20 protein-coding genes and 1 pseudogene are annotated in these 16,799 nt (G+C 65.1%); 10 read left to right on the top strand and 11 right to left on the bottom strand.

Annotated features, from left to right (window positions below):
• A partial coding sequence (locus JOY90_RS06105; RefSeq protein ID WP_291690251.1) for a cation:dicarboxylase symporter family transporter occupies positions 1 to 571 on the top strand: 571 nt, incomplete at its 5' end.
• A gap of 695 nt (positions 572 to 1,266) precedes the next feature.
• Here the strand turns inward: JOY90_RS06105 and JOY90_RS06100 are convergent.
• From JOY90_RS06100 to nikR, 3 genes are all read right to left on the bottom strand, one after another.
• Positions 1,267 to 1,560, bottom strand: coding sequence for a hypothetical protein (locus JOY90_RS06100; RefSeq protein WP_291690250.1), 294 nt, complete (start codon positions 1,558 to 1,560; stop codon positions 1,267 to 1,269).
• A gap of 378 nt (positions 1,561 to 1,938) precedes the next feature.
• Positions 1,939 to 2,538 (bottom strand): hypothetical protein, encoded by a 600-nt coding sequence (locus JOY90_RS06095; RefSeq protein WP_291690249.1) that lies wholly within the window; start codon positions 2,536 to 2,538, stop codon positions 1,939 to 1,941.
• Between the two features lie 512 nt (positions 2,539 to 3,050).
• Positions 3,051 to 3,497, bottom strand: coding sequence for a nickel-responsive transcriptional regulator NikR (nikR, locus tag JOY90_RS06090; RefSeq protein ID WP_291690248.1), 447 nt, complete (start codon positions 3,495 to 3,497; stop codon positions 3,051 to 3,053).
• Between the two features lie 208 nt (positions 3,498 to 3,705).
• Here nikR and JOY90_RS06085 point away from each other — a divergent pair.
• The 4 genes and pseudogenes from JOY90_RS06085 to JOY90_RS06070 all read left to right on the top strand — a co-directional run.
• Positions 3,706 to 3,987: pseudogene (locus JOY90_RS06085) on the top strand (TonB-dependent receptor); the annotation flags it as partial.
• Positions 3,988 to 4,114: 127 nt separating this feature from the next.
• Positions 4,115 to 4,816: a dienelactone hydrolase family protein gene (locus tag JOY90_RS06080; RefSeq protein ID WP_291690246.1), complete on the top strand. Its 702-nt coding sequence runs from the start codon at positions 4,115 to 4,117 to the stop codon at positions 4,814 to 4,816.
• Positions 4,817 to 5,021: 205 nt separating this feature from the next.
• Positions 5,022 to 5,300: a metal/formaldehyde-sensitive transcriptional repressor gene (locus tag JOY90_RS06075; protein WP_291690245.1), complete on the top strand. Its 279-nt coding sequence runs from the start codon at positions 5,022 to 5,024 to the stop codon at positions 5,298 to 5,300.
• A 4-nt stretch (positions 5,301 to 5,304) separates the two neighbouring features.
• On the top strand, positions 5,305 to 6,126 hold the full coding sequence (locus JOY90_RS06070) for a nickel/cobalt efflux transporter (RefSeq protein ID WP_291690244.1): 822 nt from the start codon (positions 5,305 to 5,307) through the stop codon (positions 6,124 to 6,126).
• Between the two features lie 94 nt (positions 6,127 to 6,220).
• Here the strand turns inward: JOY90_RS06070 and JOY90_RS06065 are convergent, their stop codons facing one another.
• The 5 genes from JOY90_RS06065 to JOY90_RS06045 form a co-directional block, all read right to left on the bottom strand.
• Positions 6,221 to 7,306, bottom strand: coding sequence for a 3-deoxy-7-phosphoheptulonate synthase (locus tag JOY90_RS06065; RefSeq protein ID WP_291690243.1), 1,086 nt, complete (start codon positions 7,304 to 7,306; stop codon positions 6,221 to 6,223).
• A gap of 219 nt (positions 7,307 to 7,525) precedes the next feature.
• On the bottom strand, positions 7,526 to 8,098 hold the full coding sequence (locus tag JOY90_RS06060) for an HdeD family acid-resistance protein (RefSeq protein ID WP_291690242.1): 573 nt from the start codon (positions 8,096 to 8,098) through the stop codon (positions 7,526 to 7,528).
• Between the two features lie 36 nt (positions 8,099 to 8,134).
• Positions 8,135 to 9,178, bottom strand: a complete 1,044-nt coding sequence (locus JOY90_RS06055; protein WP_291690241.1) for a PrsW family glutamic-type intramembrane protease — start codon at positions 9,176 to 9,178, stop codon at positions 8,135 to 8,137.
• Positions 9,179 to 9,290: 112 nt separating this feature from the next.
• Positions 9,291 to 9,560: a hypothetical protein gene (locus tag JOY90_RS06050; protein ID WP_291690240.1), complete on the bottom strand. Its 270-nt coding sequence runs from the start codon at positions 9,558 to 9,560 to the stop codon at positions 9,291 to 9,293.
• A 115-nt stretch (positions 9,561 to 9,675) separates the two neighbouring features.
• Complete coding sequence (locus JOY90_RS06045; protein ID WP_291690239.1) at positions 9,676 to 9,954, bottom strand: hypothetical protein; 279 nt, start codon at positions 9,952 to 9,954, stop codon at positions 9,676 to 9,678.
• Between the two features lie 145 nt (positions 9,955 to 10,099).
• Here JOY90_RS06045 and JOY90_RS06040 point away from each other — a divergent pair, with 145 nt between their 5' ends.
• Entirely contained in the window at positions 10,100 to 10,408 is a 309-nt protein-coding gene (locus JOY90_RS06040) for a hypothetical protein (RefSeq protein ID WP_291690238.1), read from the top strand.
• A gap of 11 nt (positions 10,409 to 10,419) precedes the next feature.
• Here the strand turns inward: JOY90_RS06040 and JOY90_RS06035 are convergent, their stop codons facing one another.
• Positions 10,420 to 11,649 carry a Zn-dependent hydrolase gene (locus JOY90_RS06035; RefSeq protein ID WP_291690237.1) on the bottom strand — a complete coding sequence of 410 codons (1,230 nt, stop codon included), beginning with the start codon at positions 11,647 to 11,649 and terminating at the stop codon, positions 10,420 to 10,422.
• Between the two features lie 138 nt (positions 11,650 to 11,787).
• Here JOY90_RS06035 and JOY90_RS06030 point away from each other — a divergent pair, with 138 nt between their 5' ends.
• The 3 genes from JOY90_RS06030 to JOY90_RS06020 all read left to right on the top strand — a co-directional run bounded on the left by JOY90_RS06030 (position 11,788) and on the right by JOY90_RS06020 (position 15,321).
• Positions 11,788 to 12,120 carry a hypothetical protein gene (locus JOY90_RS06030; protein ID WP_291690236.1) on the top strand — a complete coding sequence of 111 codons (333 nt, stop codon included), beginning with the start codon at positions 11,788 to 11,790 and terminating at the stop codon, positions 12,118 to 12,120.
• A gap of 235 nt (positions 12,121 to 12,355) precedes the next feature.
• Positions 12,356 to 14,014 (top strand): thiamine pyrophosphate-binding protein, encoded by a 1,659-nt coding sequence (locus JOY90_RS06025; RefSeq protein WP_291690235.1) that lies wholly within the window; start codon positions 12,356 to 12,358, stop codon positions 14,012 to 14,014.
• 62 nt (positions 14,015 to 14,076) lie between these two features.
• Positions 14,077 to 15,321 (top strand): CaiB/BaiF CoA-transferase family protein, encoded by a 1,245-nt coding sequence (locus JOY90_RS06020; RefSeq protein WP_291690234.1) that lies wholly within the window; start codon positions 14,077 to 14,079, stop codon positions 15,319 to 15,321.
• A 154-nt stretch (positions 15,322 to 15,475) separates the two neighbouring features.
• Here the strand turns inward: JOY90_RS06020 and JOY90_RS06015 are convergent, their stop codons facing one another.
• On the bottom strand, positions 15,476 to 15,700 hold the full coding sequence (locus JOY90_RS06015; protein ID WP_291690233.1) for a hypothetical protein: 225 nt from the start codon (positions 15,698 to 15,700) through the stop codon (positions 15,476 to 15,478).
• Positions 15,701 to 15,970: 270 nt separating this feature from the next.
• The gene (locus JOY90_RS06010) at positions 15,971 to 16,183 is read right to left on the bottom strand and encodes a hypothetical protein (protein WP_291690232.1); all 213 of its coding nucleotides are present in this window, start codon (positions 16,181 to 16,183) and stop codon (positions 15,971 to 15,973) included.
• A gap of 283 nt (positions 16,184 to 16,466) precedes the next feature.
• Here JOY90_RS06010 and JOY90_RS06005 point away from each other — a divergent pair.
• A partial coding sequence (locus tag JOY90_RS06005) for an MFS transporter (protein WP_291690231.1) occupies positions 16,467 to 16,799 on the top strand: 333 nt, incomplete at its 3' end.

Genomic DNA, 16,799 nt, shown 5'->3' with positions numbered 1-16,799 from the left:
CGTGCTTGGCTTCGTGATGCGGCTCGCCGGCATCAACATCCTCAAGTTCCTCGCCTACATGCGCGAGGAGCTGACCATCGTGCTGGCGACTGCGTCGTCCGACGCGGTGCTGCCGCAGATCATGCGCAAGCTGACGCGTATGGGGGTGAAGGATTCGGTCGTCGGCCTGGTGGTGCCGACCGGCTACTCGTTCAACCTCGACGCCTTCTCGATCTATCTGACCCTCGCGGTGGTGTTCATCGCGCAGGCGACCAATACGCCGTTGTCGTTCGGCGACCTGTTGCTGGTGCTCGGCATATCGCTCGTCACCTCGAAGGGTGCGCACGGCGTGCCCGGCTCGGCGATCGTCATCCTCGCCGCGACGCTCAACGCGGTGCCGACGATTCCGGCGATCGGTCTCGTACTGGTGCTCTCCGTCGACTGGTTCATCGGCATGGCACGCGCGCTCGGCAACCTGATCGGCAATTGCGTGGCGACCGTCGTCGTGGCGGCCTGGGAAGGCGATCTCGATCGCGCCAGGGCGGCCGAGGTGCTGGACGGTGCCGAGCTGGTCGACGTCACCAGGGGATAGTTCCTGCTCGACCTGCTTTGGGACGGACGGGCATCGACGCCTATTCGATTGATGCCATCTGGACATGAGTTGACCGTCCCGCGGCGCGAGGCGCCCGGGTCGTGAGAGGCCGCCCTCCAAGGAGAGGGCGCAGGGAATGCCGGGTGGTTCAGCCTCACCCATGGCCCGCGTGCAACAAGAACGCACGCGGCGGTTACCACAGGTTCAGCCGAAATCACCGGCATTCCCTGCGCGATGGTGTTAACGCTTATGGCGTGCTCTCCTCGGGGAACGGGCTCTCTTGCCCCCGTCGCTCTCCGGATCATCACCGAACAGCTTAGCGCCAGCGTCGCGGCACCAGGACCACACGATTTCGCCGTCCGCTTCGAGCGCGCTCGTCTGGCGCGCCAAAGCGTCCATCGCATCCCGCTGCCAACGTCCGTGACGATCGCGAAGCGCCCCTCATGCGGCGGCGGGATACGCGCCAGTATGCATATTTTCTGAAAAAAAGAAAGAAGAAAATTCAGCTGCGGCGGCCTCGGGCGGGCGATCAGCTTGAACCGACTGGCGAAATCGCCGCGAATGCGCACGCCGGTCGAGGTGGGATTCCGCTGCCGGGCCGGGCGGCGGCCGCTTTCACTCGCACTGATTCCACCGTCATCGATGGCGCTTCGCGCAATACGGCCGATGGGCCCGACGCAGCGAACGAGGGTCAGCTACGCCGTCTGGGCCTGGTAGCGGAAGCAGATCGCGAAGGGATTGCCCTTGGGACGAGGCTCGTGCCGTCGCTCGGGCATCGCGACCGGCTTCACACTGATCCGCGCCGTCAGCTCCAGCCTGGTCGGGTCGCTCTCGCCGGCGGCCGCGCTTGCCAGCAGGTTCTTCGCCACCTCGATTCGATTGGAGCGCGTTCGCTGATCTTCCGGCAACGACGCAACGACCTTGTCGAGCACATTCCCCAGGAGTGCGAGGTCTTCCGGATAATAGACGCTGCTTTGCTGACGCGACATTGCGCTGCTCCCCCAAGTAATTGTAGCCGCGACGCTCTCCCCCAGGAGATATAACGCGGTGCCGGGACGCTCGCCGTCCTGTTTGGCCTTGTTAGGGCACGATCGATCACCCCGTCCGATGCCCATCTAGAATTTCTCTAGAGAAGGCCAATGCTCCGCATTTGAGGCATGATATTGGCATGGGCGCTGGCAAAAGATGGCAAATCCGAAGCGCGAACGTGAGCAGGGGCGTCCCTCTCATTGGTAAGAATCGTCTCGCGCCGGCTGCTGCCGGCTCTCACGCAATGACGGCTGAGCGCGTTCGGAAATCGGCGCGGCCGATCGCAAGGTTCCTCGCGGATCGAACGAATGTTGCCGAATTCGCCTACGGGCGACCGATTATCTCGATGCCCTTGCAGCCCTGCGCGAGTCGGGCCGCACGACCGGGGTAGGATCCCGGTCCGCCAACCGCCCCAGCAGCCCCTCGACGTGATCCAGCCGGGTCTCGCGGTCGAGCGGCTGAGGATAGCGTTTGTCGTTCGCCAGAACCAAAGGCTCCGGCGAGAGCGACGGCGCATCGAGCCTGGAACGAGGCCGCGTCTGACGTCGTTGCGCCGGCCGGATTTTCGATCGCCGCCGTGCATGCCAAAGCGGAAACAGCGTGCTGGCGGCGAGCTCGGCAACGACGAGCGCGCCGACCACCATGAAGATGAAGATGGTCGGCGAGACCGGCGCCTCGACAGGCGTCGCGCCGCTCAACGATGCATCCGCCGAAGCGGACAGCACGGGTACCCGACTGGGCTCTCGGCCAGGCTCTTGGCCAGGTTCTTGGCTGAACCGCTGGCCCGGCTGCGGCGGCCGCGGTGGAAAGATCGCCGGAGCTTCCTGTCGCGGTTCGACCGCCGGATCCGCAACCGGCATCGGAGCGCCCGGCAGACCTCTGGTCTCGGCCGGGGGGCGCGTCAGTTCGTCGCGCGCGTTTGCGACCGGTGCCGGCATCGCAGTTTCGCTGACGGCCGGACGCTCGGCCGGGATCGGCACCGGCGCGGCTGGCGATGCAGCAGCCGGAGAGGATGCGGCCGCCGCCTGCGAAGGAGACGGCGCACGGTCTCGCTGCAGATACCAGCACTGGCGGCCAGTTCCTTGCTCGCTGCGACCGCGCCAATGATAGCCTTTCGGCGTTTCGTTTCCCGGCGCAACCTGGCACTCACCGGCTGCGGCAATCGGTCTCAGCGGAGCGATCGCAACCGGCACGCAACCGACCACGGCAAACAGGAATCCGAAAGCTTTTCTCCGCATTGGCAGCAACTCACGCGACTCGTACTCAACCGACGGGTTGAAACCATCCGATGCAATCAAGGCTTGGTAACGTCGTGAGTCTGGCACAGCTAGGGCACGACATCGAAAGCGCCTTCTCGCTTGCGCGCGGGCTGCATTTCGCTGCCGGTGCGGCTAGAACTTTTCCAATCTATGGAGGGGAATAGTTCCTGAATCGAGCCCGGAATCCGGAGTCATTTCCTGCGCGGATGGGCATGCCGATGACCAGGCGACGTCGCCTTTTCGACCGGCATCATGACGACGTGGCCGTGGCGCACGCCACGCTCGGCGACGACGTGCTCGGCAAACGCCTTCACCTCGTCGCCGCGCCCGCGCAACACCGTCACCTCCAGGCAGGAGTCGTGATCGATGTGGACATGAAGGGTGGCCTGCGCGAGATCGTTGTGCTCGTGAAACTCCCGGGTCAGGCGCTTGGGCAACTCACGGGCGGCGTGATCATAGACATAGCTCAGGGTTGCGATGCAGTGCCGATGGCCGCCGGTGCCGAGATCAGCTTTTTCGAGACCGCTGCGCAGCAGGTCGCGGAACGTCTCGGAGCGGTTGGCATAGCCGCGCTGCGCCATGAAGCCGTCCACCTCGGCAAGAAGGTCGTCGTCGATCGTGATCGTCAGGCGCTGCATGTGCGGTCTCTCCTTCGCAGGCTCGAGTATGATGAATTGAAATTGACATCATACTCGGTGCTTGCTCAATTGCCATCCTCGTGCAAGCGACAGAGACCCATATCGTCGCAAATGACAACTCGCTTTGATTAAACAAGTTAGACGTGCGCGCCCGGCCTTGATGATGAGAGTAGCGTTGACGCAGCGGTGGCGTGGATGGACGTTCGGCAACGCTTTCCGCTCGCCTGCGACCAGCATCTTCAATGCCCGGATCGGCTATCGCACGGAGAATGGCTGGCGCGTCCAGCTCGACGCGTTCAATCTGTTCAACGCGAAGAGCAACCAGATCACCTATGCCTATGGCTCGCTGCTCAAGACCGACAGTCTCTACAATCTCTGCTATCCCGTGCAGACGGCGCCGGCCGCGGTGTGCCGGAACGGCGTCATGGACTATGTGCTGCACCCGGTCGAGCCGCTGGCGATCCGGGTAACGGTCGCGGGAGCGTTCTGAGGGCTGGCCGAGCGTCTTCCGCCTGACGCAATTCCAGTTCAGGTTGTTGAGCAAAGGCGTATCTCGCGCGCGAGCCGGTCGAACGGTCGCCGGTCTCCCGCCAGCGTCGTCTGTGAGAGCATCGATCATGCCCGATCTTCAGATCAGAACCCCGCACCACGATCTATCGGCCTATGTGGCGACCCCTGTGGGCGCCGGCCCGTGGCCGGGTGTCGTGGTGATCCACGACATCATGGGCATGACGCCCGACTTGCGGCGCCATGCCGATTGGCTGGCAGCATCCGGATATCTCGCTGCCGCGCCCGATCTGTTCTCCTGGGCGGGAAAGATGCGCTGTCTCGTGGCCACGTTCCGTGACCTGCGCGCGCGTCGCGGCGTCGCCTTCGACGACGTCGACGCGGTGCGCGCCCATCTGGCAGCGCGGCCGGATTGCACCGGGAAGACCGGCATCATGGGCTTCTGCATGGGCGGCGCGTTCGCGCTCTACACCGCATCCGGCCACAGCTTCGACGTTTCCGCTGTCAACTATGGCGAGGTGCCGAAGGATATCGATTCCGTGGTCACTGGCGCCTGTCCGATCGTCGGCAGTTTTGGTGCGAAGGACCGCACGCTGCGCGGTGCGGCCACGCGCTTGGAGCAGGCGCTGGCGCGTCAGGGCATCGATCATGACGTGAAGGAATATCCGGACGCCGGGCACTCGTTCTTCAACAAGCACGACTCCGTCATGTTCAGCACGCTGGGGCTATTGATCGGGGCCTACTATCACGAGCCCACGGAGGCCGATGCGCGGCGGCGAATCCGCGCATTCTTCGATCGCCACCTTCACTGAGCGATCGGTCGAAGAAGGGTTCTGACACATTCGCTGCCGGGAAGTTCGCTGCCGGGAAGACGGTCGACCGACATCGACCACGATCTTGCCTGCGGTCAGTCGATCCTCGATGGCGGCATGCGCCCTTGCCAACTGCGGACAAGGTGAAACGCCGGGGATCAAGAACAGCTTGATCCATATAGGGTACCCCCCTATATTATAGGCCATGTCACACACCATCAAGCAGAAGTCAAAGCTGATCGGCCGGGTCCGCCGCATCAAGGGGCAGATCGAGGCGGTCGAGCGCGCGCTCGAGGCTGAGATCGGCTGCGCCGACGTCCTGATGCTGATCGCCTCGGTGCGCGGCGCGGTGAACGGGCTGACCGCCGAATTGCTCGAGGATCACATCCGTCATCACGTCGTCGATCCCGCGCATGAGAAGGATGCCGAACGGGCGAAGGGCGCCGCCGACCTGATCGACGTGGTCCGTACCTACCTGAAGTGAAGCGATGACCGAACTGTCGACACTGCTGCAGCAGAGCACCATGCATGCCTGGCTGTTCGTGCCGAGCGCGATCCTGCTCGGCGCGTTGCACGGCCTGGAGCCGGGCCATTCCAAGACCATGATGGCGGCCTTCATCATCGCGATCCGCGGCACGGTGCTGCAGGCGACCCTGCTCGGGCTGTCGGCGACCATCTCGCACACCGCGATCGTGTGGGCGGTCGCGCTCGGCGGCCTGTATTTCGGGCGGCAGTGGAGTGCGGAGGAGAGCGAGGCCTACTTCCAGATCGCCTCGGCCGTCGTCATCATCGGCATCGCCGCGTGGATGGCGTCGAGGACCTGGCGCGAGCAGCGCGCGGAAGACCATCATCACCACCACCACCGCTACGACCACGATGATGACCATGATGATGATCATCATCACCACGATCATTCGCACATCGATCTCGGCGACGAGGACGATGCGCATGCCCGCGCCCATGCGGCCGACATCCGCAAACGCTTCGCGGGCCGCGGGGTAACGACCTGGCAGATCGTGCTGTTCGGCCTGGGCGGCGGGCTGATCCCCTGTCCGGCCGCGATCACGGTGCTGCTGCTCTGCATCCAGCTCAGAGAGCTCAGCCTCGGTTTTGCGCTGGTCGTGTGCTTCGGCATCGGCCTTGCGATCACCATGGTGTCGGCCGGCGTGCTGGCGGCGCTGAGCCTGCGCCACGTCGAACGGCGCTGGTCCGGCTTCAGCCGCTACGTCCATCGCGCGCCCTACGTCTCGGCGGCGCTGATCGTGCTGGTCGGGCTCTATACGGGCTGGCTGGGGTTGAGCGCGATCTGATCGATTGGGCTTTTCGACGGCGTTCAGTGCACCATCACCCGGGCCGACAGGCGATCGCGGCTGGCGGTGGCGCCAGCCGCGATCGTTCGTCTGCCTATGCCGAGCGCTCGTGGGCGTCCTGGCGGCAGGCTTGCCGCCGCGCGACCACGGCGTCGGCCAGCACGTCGAGCGCCTCGACCGTGGTGTCCCAGCCGATGCAGCCGTCGGTGATGCTCTGGCCATAGGTGAGCTTCGTGCCCGGCACGACATCCTGGCGGCCGGCGACCAGATGGCTCTCGATCATGACGCCGAGGATGCGCCGCTCGCCGGCGGAAAGCTGGCTTGCGACATCGGCGATCACCCTGGGCTGGTTCTCCGGCTTCTTGCCGCTGTTGCCATGGCTCGCATCGATCATGATGCGCGGAGCGACGCCTGCGCGTACAAGCTCTGCCGCCGCCGCCTCGACGCTCGCGGCATCGTGGTTCGGCGCGCGGCCGCCGCGCAGGATGATGTGGCAGTCCTCATTGCCGGAGGTGGCCGCGATCGCCGAGCGCCCGCCTTTCGTCACCGCCATGAAATGATGCGGGTGCGCGGCCGACTGCACCGCTTCCGCGGCAATGCGCACGTCGCCGTCGGTGCCGTTCTTGAAGCCGACCGGGCAGGACAGTCCCGAGGCCAGTTCGCGATGGATCTGGCTCTCGGTGGTGCGCGCGCCGATCGCCGCCCAGGCCACAAGGTCGGCGATGTATTGCGGCGTCGTCATGTCGAGGAATTCGGTGCCGGCGGGCAGGCCGAGATTGTTCACCGCGGACAAGACGTTGCGGGCGAGCCGCAGGCCCTTGTTGATGTCGAAAGAGTTGTCGAGATCGGGGTCGTTGATCAGGCCCTTCCAGCCGACCGTGGTGCGCGGCTTCTCGAAATAGACCCGCATCACGATCTCCAGGCGGTCGGAAAGGCGCTCGCGCAGGGCGGAAAGCCGGCCGGCGTAATCCACCGCGGCAGCGGGATCGTGGATCGAGCAGGGACCGACGACGACCAGGAGGCGGTCATCGGTGCCGTTCAGGATGGCGTGGATGGCGTTGCGCGACGCCATCACGATGCGGGTCGCGGTCAGCGTGCGCGGGATCTCGCGCATCACGTCTTCCGGCGTGCTCAATTCCTTGATTTCGCGGATACGTAGGTCGTCGGTGGTGCTCAACATGGCTGGCTCTCCTCGAGGGTTTGGAAGGACCTGCCGGCCAAACAAAAAGCCGCCAGGTCTGGCGGCTTGTTCGGACTTGTTGCTGCAATTCGTCAGATTGAGCGCGATCCTCCCACCGCCAGCGAGCTGTCGTAGCTAAAATACCAGAAAGTGCTGGGGGCGCGGTTGATCATGGCCGGCCTCATAGCGCAGGCCGGCCTGATTGTCATCCCCAAAACATCAGGCGTTGCGCGCGGCGAGCGCCATTCCGATCAGGGTGCTGCCGCCGAACAACAGGTTGATGCCGACCAGAAGACCGATCGCCCATTCCGCCGATGCCGGCAGGCCCATGATGATGAGGCCCGCGATCACGATGTCGACGATGCCCGAGACCAGAAGCCACGACCAGCGACCGGAGAGCTCGCGGCGATGCTCCAGCGCGTACATGATGGTGGCGACGCCTTCGGCGAGGAAATAGACGCCGACCACGATGGTGAGCGTGACCACGCCCTGCACCGGCTGCGCAAGCAGGATGATGCCGGCGATGATGCCGAGGACGGCTGATATCAGCGACCACCAGAAGCCCGGCATGCCGCGCGCCCAGAAGGTCAGCGCGAGCCCCGCGATGCCGCTGATCAGGAACATCCAGCCGAGGAAGATGGTGACTGCGAGGCTCGCGAGCGGCGGCAGGATGATCGCGGCCAGGCCCAGGATCGTGAGCAGGATGCCTTCGAACAGGAAGGCCTTCCAGTGTTCGCGCACGGTGGCGCTCACTTGCGATTGCAGGCGGCTGATATCGTCAGGAGAGGTCATGGGAGAACTCCGCTACTTTTTTTCGGCGGGTCCATATTACCCGCCGCCGGATGCCGACGAAAAGCCCTCGGAGGTTGTCCGCATCCGGTTGCGGCCGAGAAAATAGATCGTGGTTGTGACAACCAGTAGCGCCGCGCCGAGCAGGATCGCGACGAGGCCGATCGGCACCAGCACGGCCGCCACATTGCGGTCGGGATTGAGCAGCCAGTGATGCACCGAGGTCAACACGAAAGCGAGCCCGATGAACCCGGCGCCGCCGCCGGCGAGCACCACGGCCCACATGCGGCGGAGCTGGCTGAGCCGCAGCCGGGCGAGCTCGGTGCGGGGCGCATGATGCCGTGCCAGCCGCCGGACCAGCCGTGCGGCGAAGCCGATCGAGCAGAAGCCGATCACGATGCTCGCGGCGCCGAGCCACAGCCGCGTCGAGGGGTCGAGGTCCTGGTCGCGCTGCAGCATCAGCAGCGGAAAGTCGAAGCTGGCGTGCAGGCTGACCGGCCCGAGCACCATCAGAACCCAGCTCAAGATGCGCGCGAGATCGCGGTTGTGGCGGTGGGCGCCGAGCGCAGTGCCAGCGCGTGCGATCGCCAGATACGCGCCGGCGATGATGCCGAGCGCGCCATGGAAGGGGACGGTGAGCACGCTGCGCAACGCCGCCAGCGAGCGCCACATGTCCGTATGCTGCTCGAGATAAGCGAGATTCTCGTAGGCCGCGAAGCCGAGGCCCGCAGCCGCGCCATAGACCACGGTGTCCATCGGGTCGGCCGCCGGCCGGCGCGCTGCGGAAGCCGAGACGGCGGCGATCACCAGGATCTTGACCGTTTCCTCCGGCAGCGCGACGGCGAAGATCGAATGCAACGCCTGCGCGAAATAGACATTTTGCGCCCCGGCCATCATGTGGGCGAAGGGGGTTCGCAACAGGCCGAGCAGCGAGATGGAGGCAGCGCCGAGCAGGAAGGCGGTCCAGATCCGCACCGGCGGCCCGGACCGGTCGCCCGCGGCCACCACGAGCCACAGGATGAACAGCGCAGGCGCAACCGCCGCGGTTCCGATCACCGTGGGAAGGGATTCAAGCAGGTTCATGTCGTTGGCAGATATGCCATGGCCCGGCCGCTGGAAACAGCAGCGGTTTGCTAGAGGGGAACTGCGGCGGCGTTTTGCCGCCATACCGGCCGTTGCAGGAATCGGACCGGATTCAGCAGCCGCGGCAGATGCTGCGCATCTTCTCGGTCACCGCCGCGTCATCCGGATCGGACGCGTTCACGGTGTCGGCGGCCGGCGAGGGCGCCGGGCGACCGTAAGCCGGTTTCGGCAGCGGGATCGGGTACGTCGCAATCGGCGGATTGATCTTGTCGTAGCAGGTGAGCCGGAGCGCGGAATCGGCGATCGTCTTGCAGTCCTGCTGCGCGGCGAAGGCGCCTCGATCGAGCACGATGATGGCGAGCAGCGACAACAGCAATCTCATTGCTTCCCCCGGCTTACCGCGTGGCGATCCGACTTGGACGGCGCCGTGCGTAGCAGAAACGACAGTCGGGTCAACGGGTTCGTTCGTTGACAATGAGGGGCCGGCGGCGACGCCGCTAGTTGGCGTTACCGGTCTTGGTCTTCTTCGCCTTCGCTGCCGGCGCGGCGGCGCCCTTCGGCGCATCATTGCTGCGCACGGCGCCCCATGGATCGGACGGACCCTTGTCGGGAATGTTGCCGAGCGATCGCTGATAGGCACGCTGGCGGTCCTTTTCCTCCTGTTGCTGCAGCATCGACTTTTCCTTGTCGGCCTCGCCATAACCCTGCACGTGGTCCTGCGCGAGCGCAGGCGCGGCCCATGCCGCAAGCATCACAAAGGCGAACAAGACGCGCATCGATCGTTCCTTTCGGCAATGTCGGGACCAAATTAGCACTGCGGCCGCGGCGCATAAAGCGCGGGGAACCTCCCGGCGCGACTCGCCGTTTGATTCGTTGGCCAGGGAATCCTGATCACGCGGATCACGCAAGGGAGTCCTCACGATGAAAAAGTTCGTCATTCTTTGTGTCGCACTTGCCGCGGCCGTGCCGGCGGCTGCATTCGGCCGTGGCGGCATGGGCGGTGGCCTCGGGCACGGCGGCGGAATAGGAATGCACCATTCCGCCGTGACCGGCGGTGCCTTCGGCACCAGCCCGACCGCGCCCGGCACCAATTCGGCCGGAACGGCCCTCTCGTCGGGCGGCACCAGCGCAGCCATGAAGGGACCGGGGCTCGGCACCGGCGATCCCGCCCTCGATCGCGAGGACGCCAAGGTCGACCGGATGGTCCGCTCGATCTGCCGGGGCTGCTAGAGCCTCACGGATCAAGCTGAAAGCAGGCGACGGCAGGTCTCGACGAACACTTCCGCGCCGGTCACGATGTCGGCATCGGCTGTGTTCTCGGTCCAATGATGGCTGATGCCGCCGATTGAGGGCACGAACAGCATCGCCGCCGGCATGATGGTGGCCAGCACCTGCGCATCGTGGCCGGCGCCGCTCGGCATGCGCAGCGATTTTCCGCCGGCGAAGCTCCGGCTTGCCGCCTCGATCGCGTCCTGAAAGCCGCCCTCCATCAGCGCCGGCGCACCGGTGCGAATGCATTCGACGGTTACCGCGCAACCGCCCTGCGCGGTGACGGCGTCCGCCATTGCGTGCAGCTCCGCCTCCAACTGATTGATCACCGCCGGGTCGACGTCGCGGATCTGAAACAGCATCTCCGCGGCGCCTGGAATGATGCTGGGCGCGCCGGGATCGAGGGTGATGCGGCCGGTGGTCCAAACCGTGCGCGGACCGCAGAGTTTTGGGAAACGTTCATCGATCGCAACGGCGAATTTCGCCAGCGCCAGGCCGGCGTCCTTACGGATCGCCATCCGCGTCGTGCCGGCATGGTTCTGCGCGCCGGTGAAGGTGATGCGGTATTGCCAGATGCCGACGATCGAGGTGACGATGCCGATCTTGAGCGCTTCGCTTTCGAGGGTGTCGCCCTGCTCGATATGAGCCTCGAAATAGCCGATGTGCCGTCCGCGCTCGGCGACGATGCGCGACTTGCCGCCCAGGCCCACGCTCTCGAGCGCCTCGCGCATGGAGCGGCCGTCGTTGCGGTCGCGCGCGGCGTCGATTTCGGCCTCGCTCAGGGCGCCCACGAAGGAGCGGCTGCCGAGGAAGGAGCCGAAATGGCCCTCTTCGTCGCACCAGGCCGCGACCTCGACGGCGCCGGACACGCCGGGATCGGGATTGAGCACGCGGGCGGCCTCCAACGCATAGATGACACCGAGCGGTCCGTCGAGCCAGCCGGCATGGTTCTGGCTCTCCAGATGCGAGCCTGCGAGCAGTTTTGGCCCCGCTTTCGCGCTGGTGCCGAGCACATTGCCGATGCCGTCGATCGCGGCGGCGAGCTGCGCGTCCGGCAGCCGAGCGGCGAGCCAGTGCAGCGACTGCACATGCGGCGCGGAGAAGGTGGGCTTGTGCACGCCGGTCCTGTAGCCACCGATGGCGCGCAGCGCGTTGAGATCGGCCAGGACGCGGGCGCCGTCGGCGCGAGGAGGGAGGGGCATTGCGAACCCTTCGACGGGGGGACGATAATAGCTTCCATTTTATCGGGAACCGGGTGCGATGGGAAAGGACATCATCCCGGCGATTTCCCGCGCTGCATGTCGCTTTGAAAGCCGCTTTGCACGGATTACATTCAGCCCATGGGCCAGATTGTACGCCAATTGACCAACTGCCACGACTGCGGCCACGCGGTCTCCGTCAACGCCGGCCGCTGCCCGCAATGCGGATCGGCGGAGCCGTTCGGTCCGCGCGTGTTCAGTCCGCGAGAGCAGCGGCAGCATCGCATCGAGGCGCGAAACGACCGCAGCCTCGCCGTCATCACGCTCGGCTGCGGGGCGGCGGGCGCGTTCTACGGCCTGCTCACCACCTCCACCCTGTTCGGGCATGTGATCTTCGGCTGCGCGTATGGACTGGTCGGCATGATCATCGGCGTCGCGGTTGCCTTCGTCATCAACATCACGCGCGGCATCTAAGGGCGCGTAGTCATAATTCTCGGTCCTGGCCGTTGCGCGCCGCCAACGGCCGTCTTTGTGCAGACGCAGCAAAAGAGGCGAAGGCCAATAGCGTCCAAACGGCGGGACCCAATGCTCGGCTGCATTGCACGTCTGAAAGCAGAGCGCTTTCGCGCTTCTGCCATCTATGCATAATCTCGCAGCTAAGATCAAAAACTCGCGGCTAAAGTTCGATCGGTCACGAGGGGGGGAAACCATGAGCGAAGTCGATGGCGCTACTCTGATCGCGCGGAGCCTCAAGCAGCAGGGTATCGATCACCTGTTCGGGATCGTCGGATTTCCGGTCACCGCGATCGCGGTGGCGGCGCAGAAGGAAGGCGTCGCCTATATCGGGATGCGCAACGAGCAGAGCGCCGCCTACGCGGCAGGGGCCTATGGCTATCTGACCGGCCGCCCCGGCGCCTGCCTCACCGTCACCGGCCCAGGCGTGGTGCATGGTCTCGCGGGTCTCGCCAATGCCCAACAGAACTGCTGGCCCATGATCCTGATCGGCGGCGCCTCGGAAACCTATCGCGGCGGCATGGGCGCGTTCCAGGAGGAACGGCAGGTGCTGATCGCCTCGCCGTTCTGCAAATTCGCGCACGGCATCGAGAGCGTGCACCGCATCCCCTATTACGTCGAGATGGCAACCAGGAACGCGACCTACGGCCGGCCGGGCGCCACCTATCTCGACGTGCCCCACGACATCATCAGGGGCAAATGCGAACTCGACAAAGTCGTCGAGGTGGAGCCGGTCGGCGAGCCGCCGCGGATGGTCGCGCCGATGGAGAATGTCGAAGCGGCGCTGAGCCTGCTCGAACGGGCCGAGCGGCCGCTCGTGCTCCTTGGCAAGGGCATGGCGTGGTCGCGCGCCGAGGACGAGGTCCGCGCCTTCATCGAGCGCACGCAACTGCCGTTCGTTCGCTCGCCGATGGGCAAGGGCGTGATGCCGGACGATCATCCACTGTCGGCCGGGGCGGCACGTACGCTTGCGCTGCAACAGGCCGACGTCGTCTTCCTGATGGGCGCGCGGTTCAACTGGATCTTCCATTTCGGCCTGCCGCCGCGCTTTGCGAAGGACGTCAAGGTCATCCAGCTCGACATCGCGCCCGAGGAGATCGGCCACAACAAGGCGACCGAAGTGGCGTTGGTCGGCGACGGCAAGGCGATCGTCAGCCAGCTCAACAAGGCGCTCGACAATCGCCAGTGGTTCCACGCCAAGGACTCACCGTGGCGGCAGGCGATCGCCAGGAAGACGACCGACAACGCAGCGACAATCCGGCCGCAGATCGACGACGATACCGCGCCGGCCGGCTACTACCGGGCCTTGCGCGACGTTGCCGCCTGGATGCCGCGGAACGCCATCCTCAGCGCCGAGGGCGCCGGCACCATGGATATCGGCCTCACGCAATTGCCGAGTTTCAATGCCCGTTCCTGCCTCAATGCCGGCACCTACGGCACGATGGGCGTCGGCCTCGGCCAGGCCATTGCCGCCTGTGTGGCGCATCCCGACCGGCCAGTCATCCATCTCTCCGGCGACTCGGCGATCGGCTTCTCCGGCATGGAGATGGAGACGCTGGTCCGCTACAATCTCCCGGCCAAGATCGTCGTCCTGAACAATGGCGGCATCGGTCCCGGCATGCCGCAGATCCCGCAAGACCCGATGTTCAATCTGAAGCCCAACGCGCTGATCTATGGCGCGCGCTATGACCGGGTCATGGAGGCCTTCGGCGGCAAGGGCTTCCTGGTGCAGGATCCGAACAATCTGCGCGGTGCCCTCGACGAAGCGATGAGCTTCCGCGGCCCCGCGCTGGTCAATGTCGTGATCTCGCAGGGTTCCGCCCGCAAGGCGCAGGAGTTCGCCTGGCATAGCTGATCGAGTGACGCATCAAGGGGCCGCGGCGATTGGCGGCGCGGCTCCATATCGGGAGGGTCGCCATGCAGGAACAGGTAGTGCAGCCAGGGATCGCGACCGGGACCCAGCCGGCGCTCAAGGGAATCAAAGTGCTCGACCTCACCCAGTTCGAGGCCGGACCGTCCTGCACCGAGGCGCTGGCCTGGTTCGGGGCCGACGTGGTCAAGGTGGAGGAGCCAAACCGCGGTGAGCCGGGCCGCTGGGGATTTTCCGATCGCCCTGACGCCGATTCGCACTACTTCATCTACTACAACCTCAACAAGCGCAGCGTGACCTGCAATCTCAAGAGCGAGGGCGGCAAGGCGTTGCTGACGCGGATGATCGGCAAGGCCGATGTCCTGATCGAGAACATGGCGCCAGGTACCTTCGCACGCCTGGGCTTCGACTATCCGCGGCTGAGCGCACTCAATCCGCGATTGATCTTCGCCCAGGTCAAAGGCTTCGCGCCGGAGAGCGAGCACGCCAACTATCTCGCCTTCGACATGATCGCCCAGGCGATGGGCGGCACCATGGGCGTGAACGGCTTTCCCGACCAACCACCGGTCCGGCCGGGCCCGACCATCGGCGATACCGGCACCGGCATGCTGTGCGCCATGGGGATCATCGCCGCGCTCTATCAGCGCATCACGACCGGCCGCGGCCAACACATCCAGATCGCCATGCGCGACGCGATGCTGAACTACTGCCGCACGCCGATGAGCTACCAGGCCGCCCACAAGGAGCAGATGCCGCGTCGCGGTAACGGGGTGACCGGGACGGCGCCCGGCGGCCTCTACAAATGCGCGCCGGGCGGGCTCGACGACTGGTGCTACATCTTTGCCTCGCGGGGCAACGAAGAGCATTGGCGCCGCCTGGTGAAGGCGATCGGCCGCGAGGACCTGCTCGGCGATCCGCGCATGGTCGACAGCGCCACCCGCGGCAAGAACCAGGCGGCCGTGGATGCGGTCCTCACGGAATGGACCTCGAAGCGCACCAAGCAGGAAGTAACCCGGATCGTCGGCGGGGCCGGCGTTCCCTGCGGCGCCGTCCTCACCACGCTCGAACTGCTGCACGACCCGGATCTGCACAAGCGCGGGATGATGCAGACCATCCAGCATCCCCTGCGCGGTCCGGTCACGGTGCCGGGCTGGCCGCTGCGGATGTCGGACAGTCAGGTTCCGCTGAAATGCGCTCCCGTTCTCGGCGCAGATTGCGAAGCGATCTATGGCGAATGGCTCGGCTGCTCCCCTGACGAGGTCAGGGACATGCGACACGACAAGGTGATCTGAGGACCGCGATCCAGGCCGCGCGCGAAGCTGCTGCTACCGCGGACATCGCGCCTGAACCTGGAAGGTCTGGAACAGCGCCCAGACCGCGAAGGTCTTCTCGGACATTGACGTCGTCTCGGCGAAGCGACCCTCCCTTCCAGGAGCGGAACGCGCTTCACGTCCGGGCAACCACGTAGCTCAGCACCTTGCCGGCCACCCAGCTCAGACCCGCCATCGCGGCATAGATGAAGGTGGACGCAAGCGCCTCGGTGGTGCTCGTCAATCGCACGAACCCGAGATACGCAAAGATCGTCGCAGGAAGCTCGAACAAGAGAATGCCGGCAAGGCCGAGGGCCGACCAATACAGCGCGTTTCCGAGGTGATGAATAATCGCGGTCACTGAAACACCTTTTGAAAAAAATCAGGCTCATGCGTCAATCAAATGCGCCGGCTCGTGGACGCCGCACGAAGCGCCTCGTCCGCGCCACCCGCCGGAATCAAGGCCGCCTCAGGCACAAATGGTACCAAGCGTACGGCCTTCGTCAGTTCACTTTTGCGCCAGGCGACGCTTTGGCTGCGGCCAAGGCGGTCCTTGCGACCGGCGGCACCGCCGGTCGGTCTGCCGCCCGGATCTGACCATCGCAACCGAACGTCAAATCCGGGAGTTCAACTAGCGCCCGATCAAGGCGCGGTAGAGCTCCTTGCTTCTCTCGTCGGTGACGCGAACTGCATAGCCGCATTCCAACAGCTCGGGACGTGCGACGGAAAGCTCACTTGCGAGGCTGTTGGCCTTCTCGATCGCGCCTTCGGTATCTTCGAGGATCATGCCACCCTGGCATTTGAACTCGTCGCCAGTGACGAGGTCGAATTCGAAGTAGGGCATTTACACCACCTGCCAAGTTCCAGATCGCGCGTGTGTAATCCGAATCGGTACGCCTTTGCGTGCCGGAACTCACGCTAGCCCACTGAAACATCGAGCCTGTTGCAATTCGGTAAGCGTGTCGTCGCGCGAACTGGACAAGTATGCACGTTTTGCGCGTCGATGCGCCGCAGCAGACGGCCGTCATGAATTCCATGCAACTGTCCACGTCAAATGAGTGGTTGGAAAGCGTGCCGAAACCCCGGAATAATACGGCAAAAATCGCAACACGAACGGGGAAACGCGAATGTTCCAATGGATGCGGGAGCTCACCGCCGGTGAGCGGCGGACCATGGCCGGCTGCTTCGGCGGCTGGTCGCTCGATGCGCTCGACGTGCAGATCTACAGTTTCGTGATTCCGACCCTGCTTACGACCTGGCAGATCTCGCGCGGCGAGGCCGGTCTGCTCGGGACGGTGACGCTGGTGGTGTCATCATTCGGCGGCTGGTTCGCGGGCGCCCTGAGCGACCGTTACGGTCGCGTCCGCGTGTTGCAGATCACCGTGCTCTGGTATGCGGTGTTCACCTTCCTCTGCGGCTTCGCGCAGAATTTCGATCAATTGTTCGTCCTGCGCGCCCTG

It is taken from the genome of Bradyrhizobium sp., assembly GCF_019242285.1.
Classification (GTDB): domain Bacteria; phylum Pseudomonadota; class Alphaproteobacteria; order Rhizobiales; family Xanthobacteraceae; genus Bradyrhizobium.
This window is presented reverse-complemented; position numbering and strand designations above follow the sequence as displayed.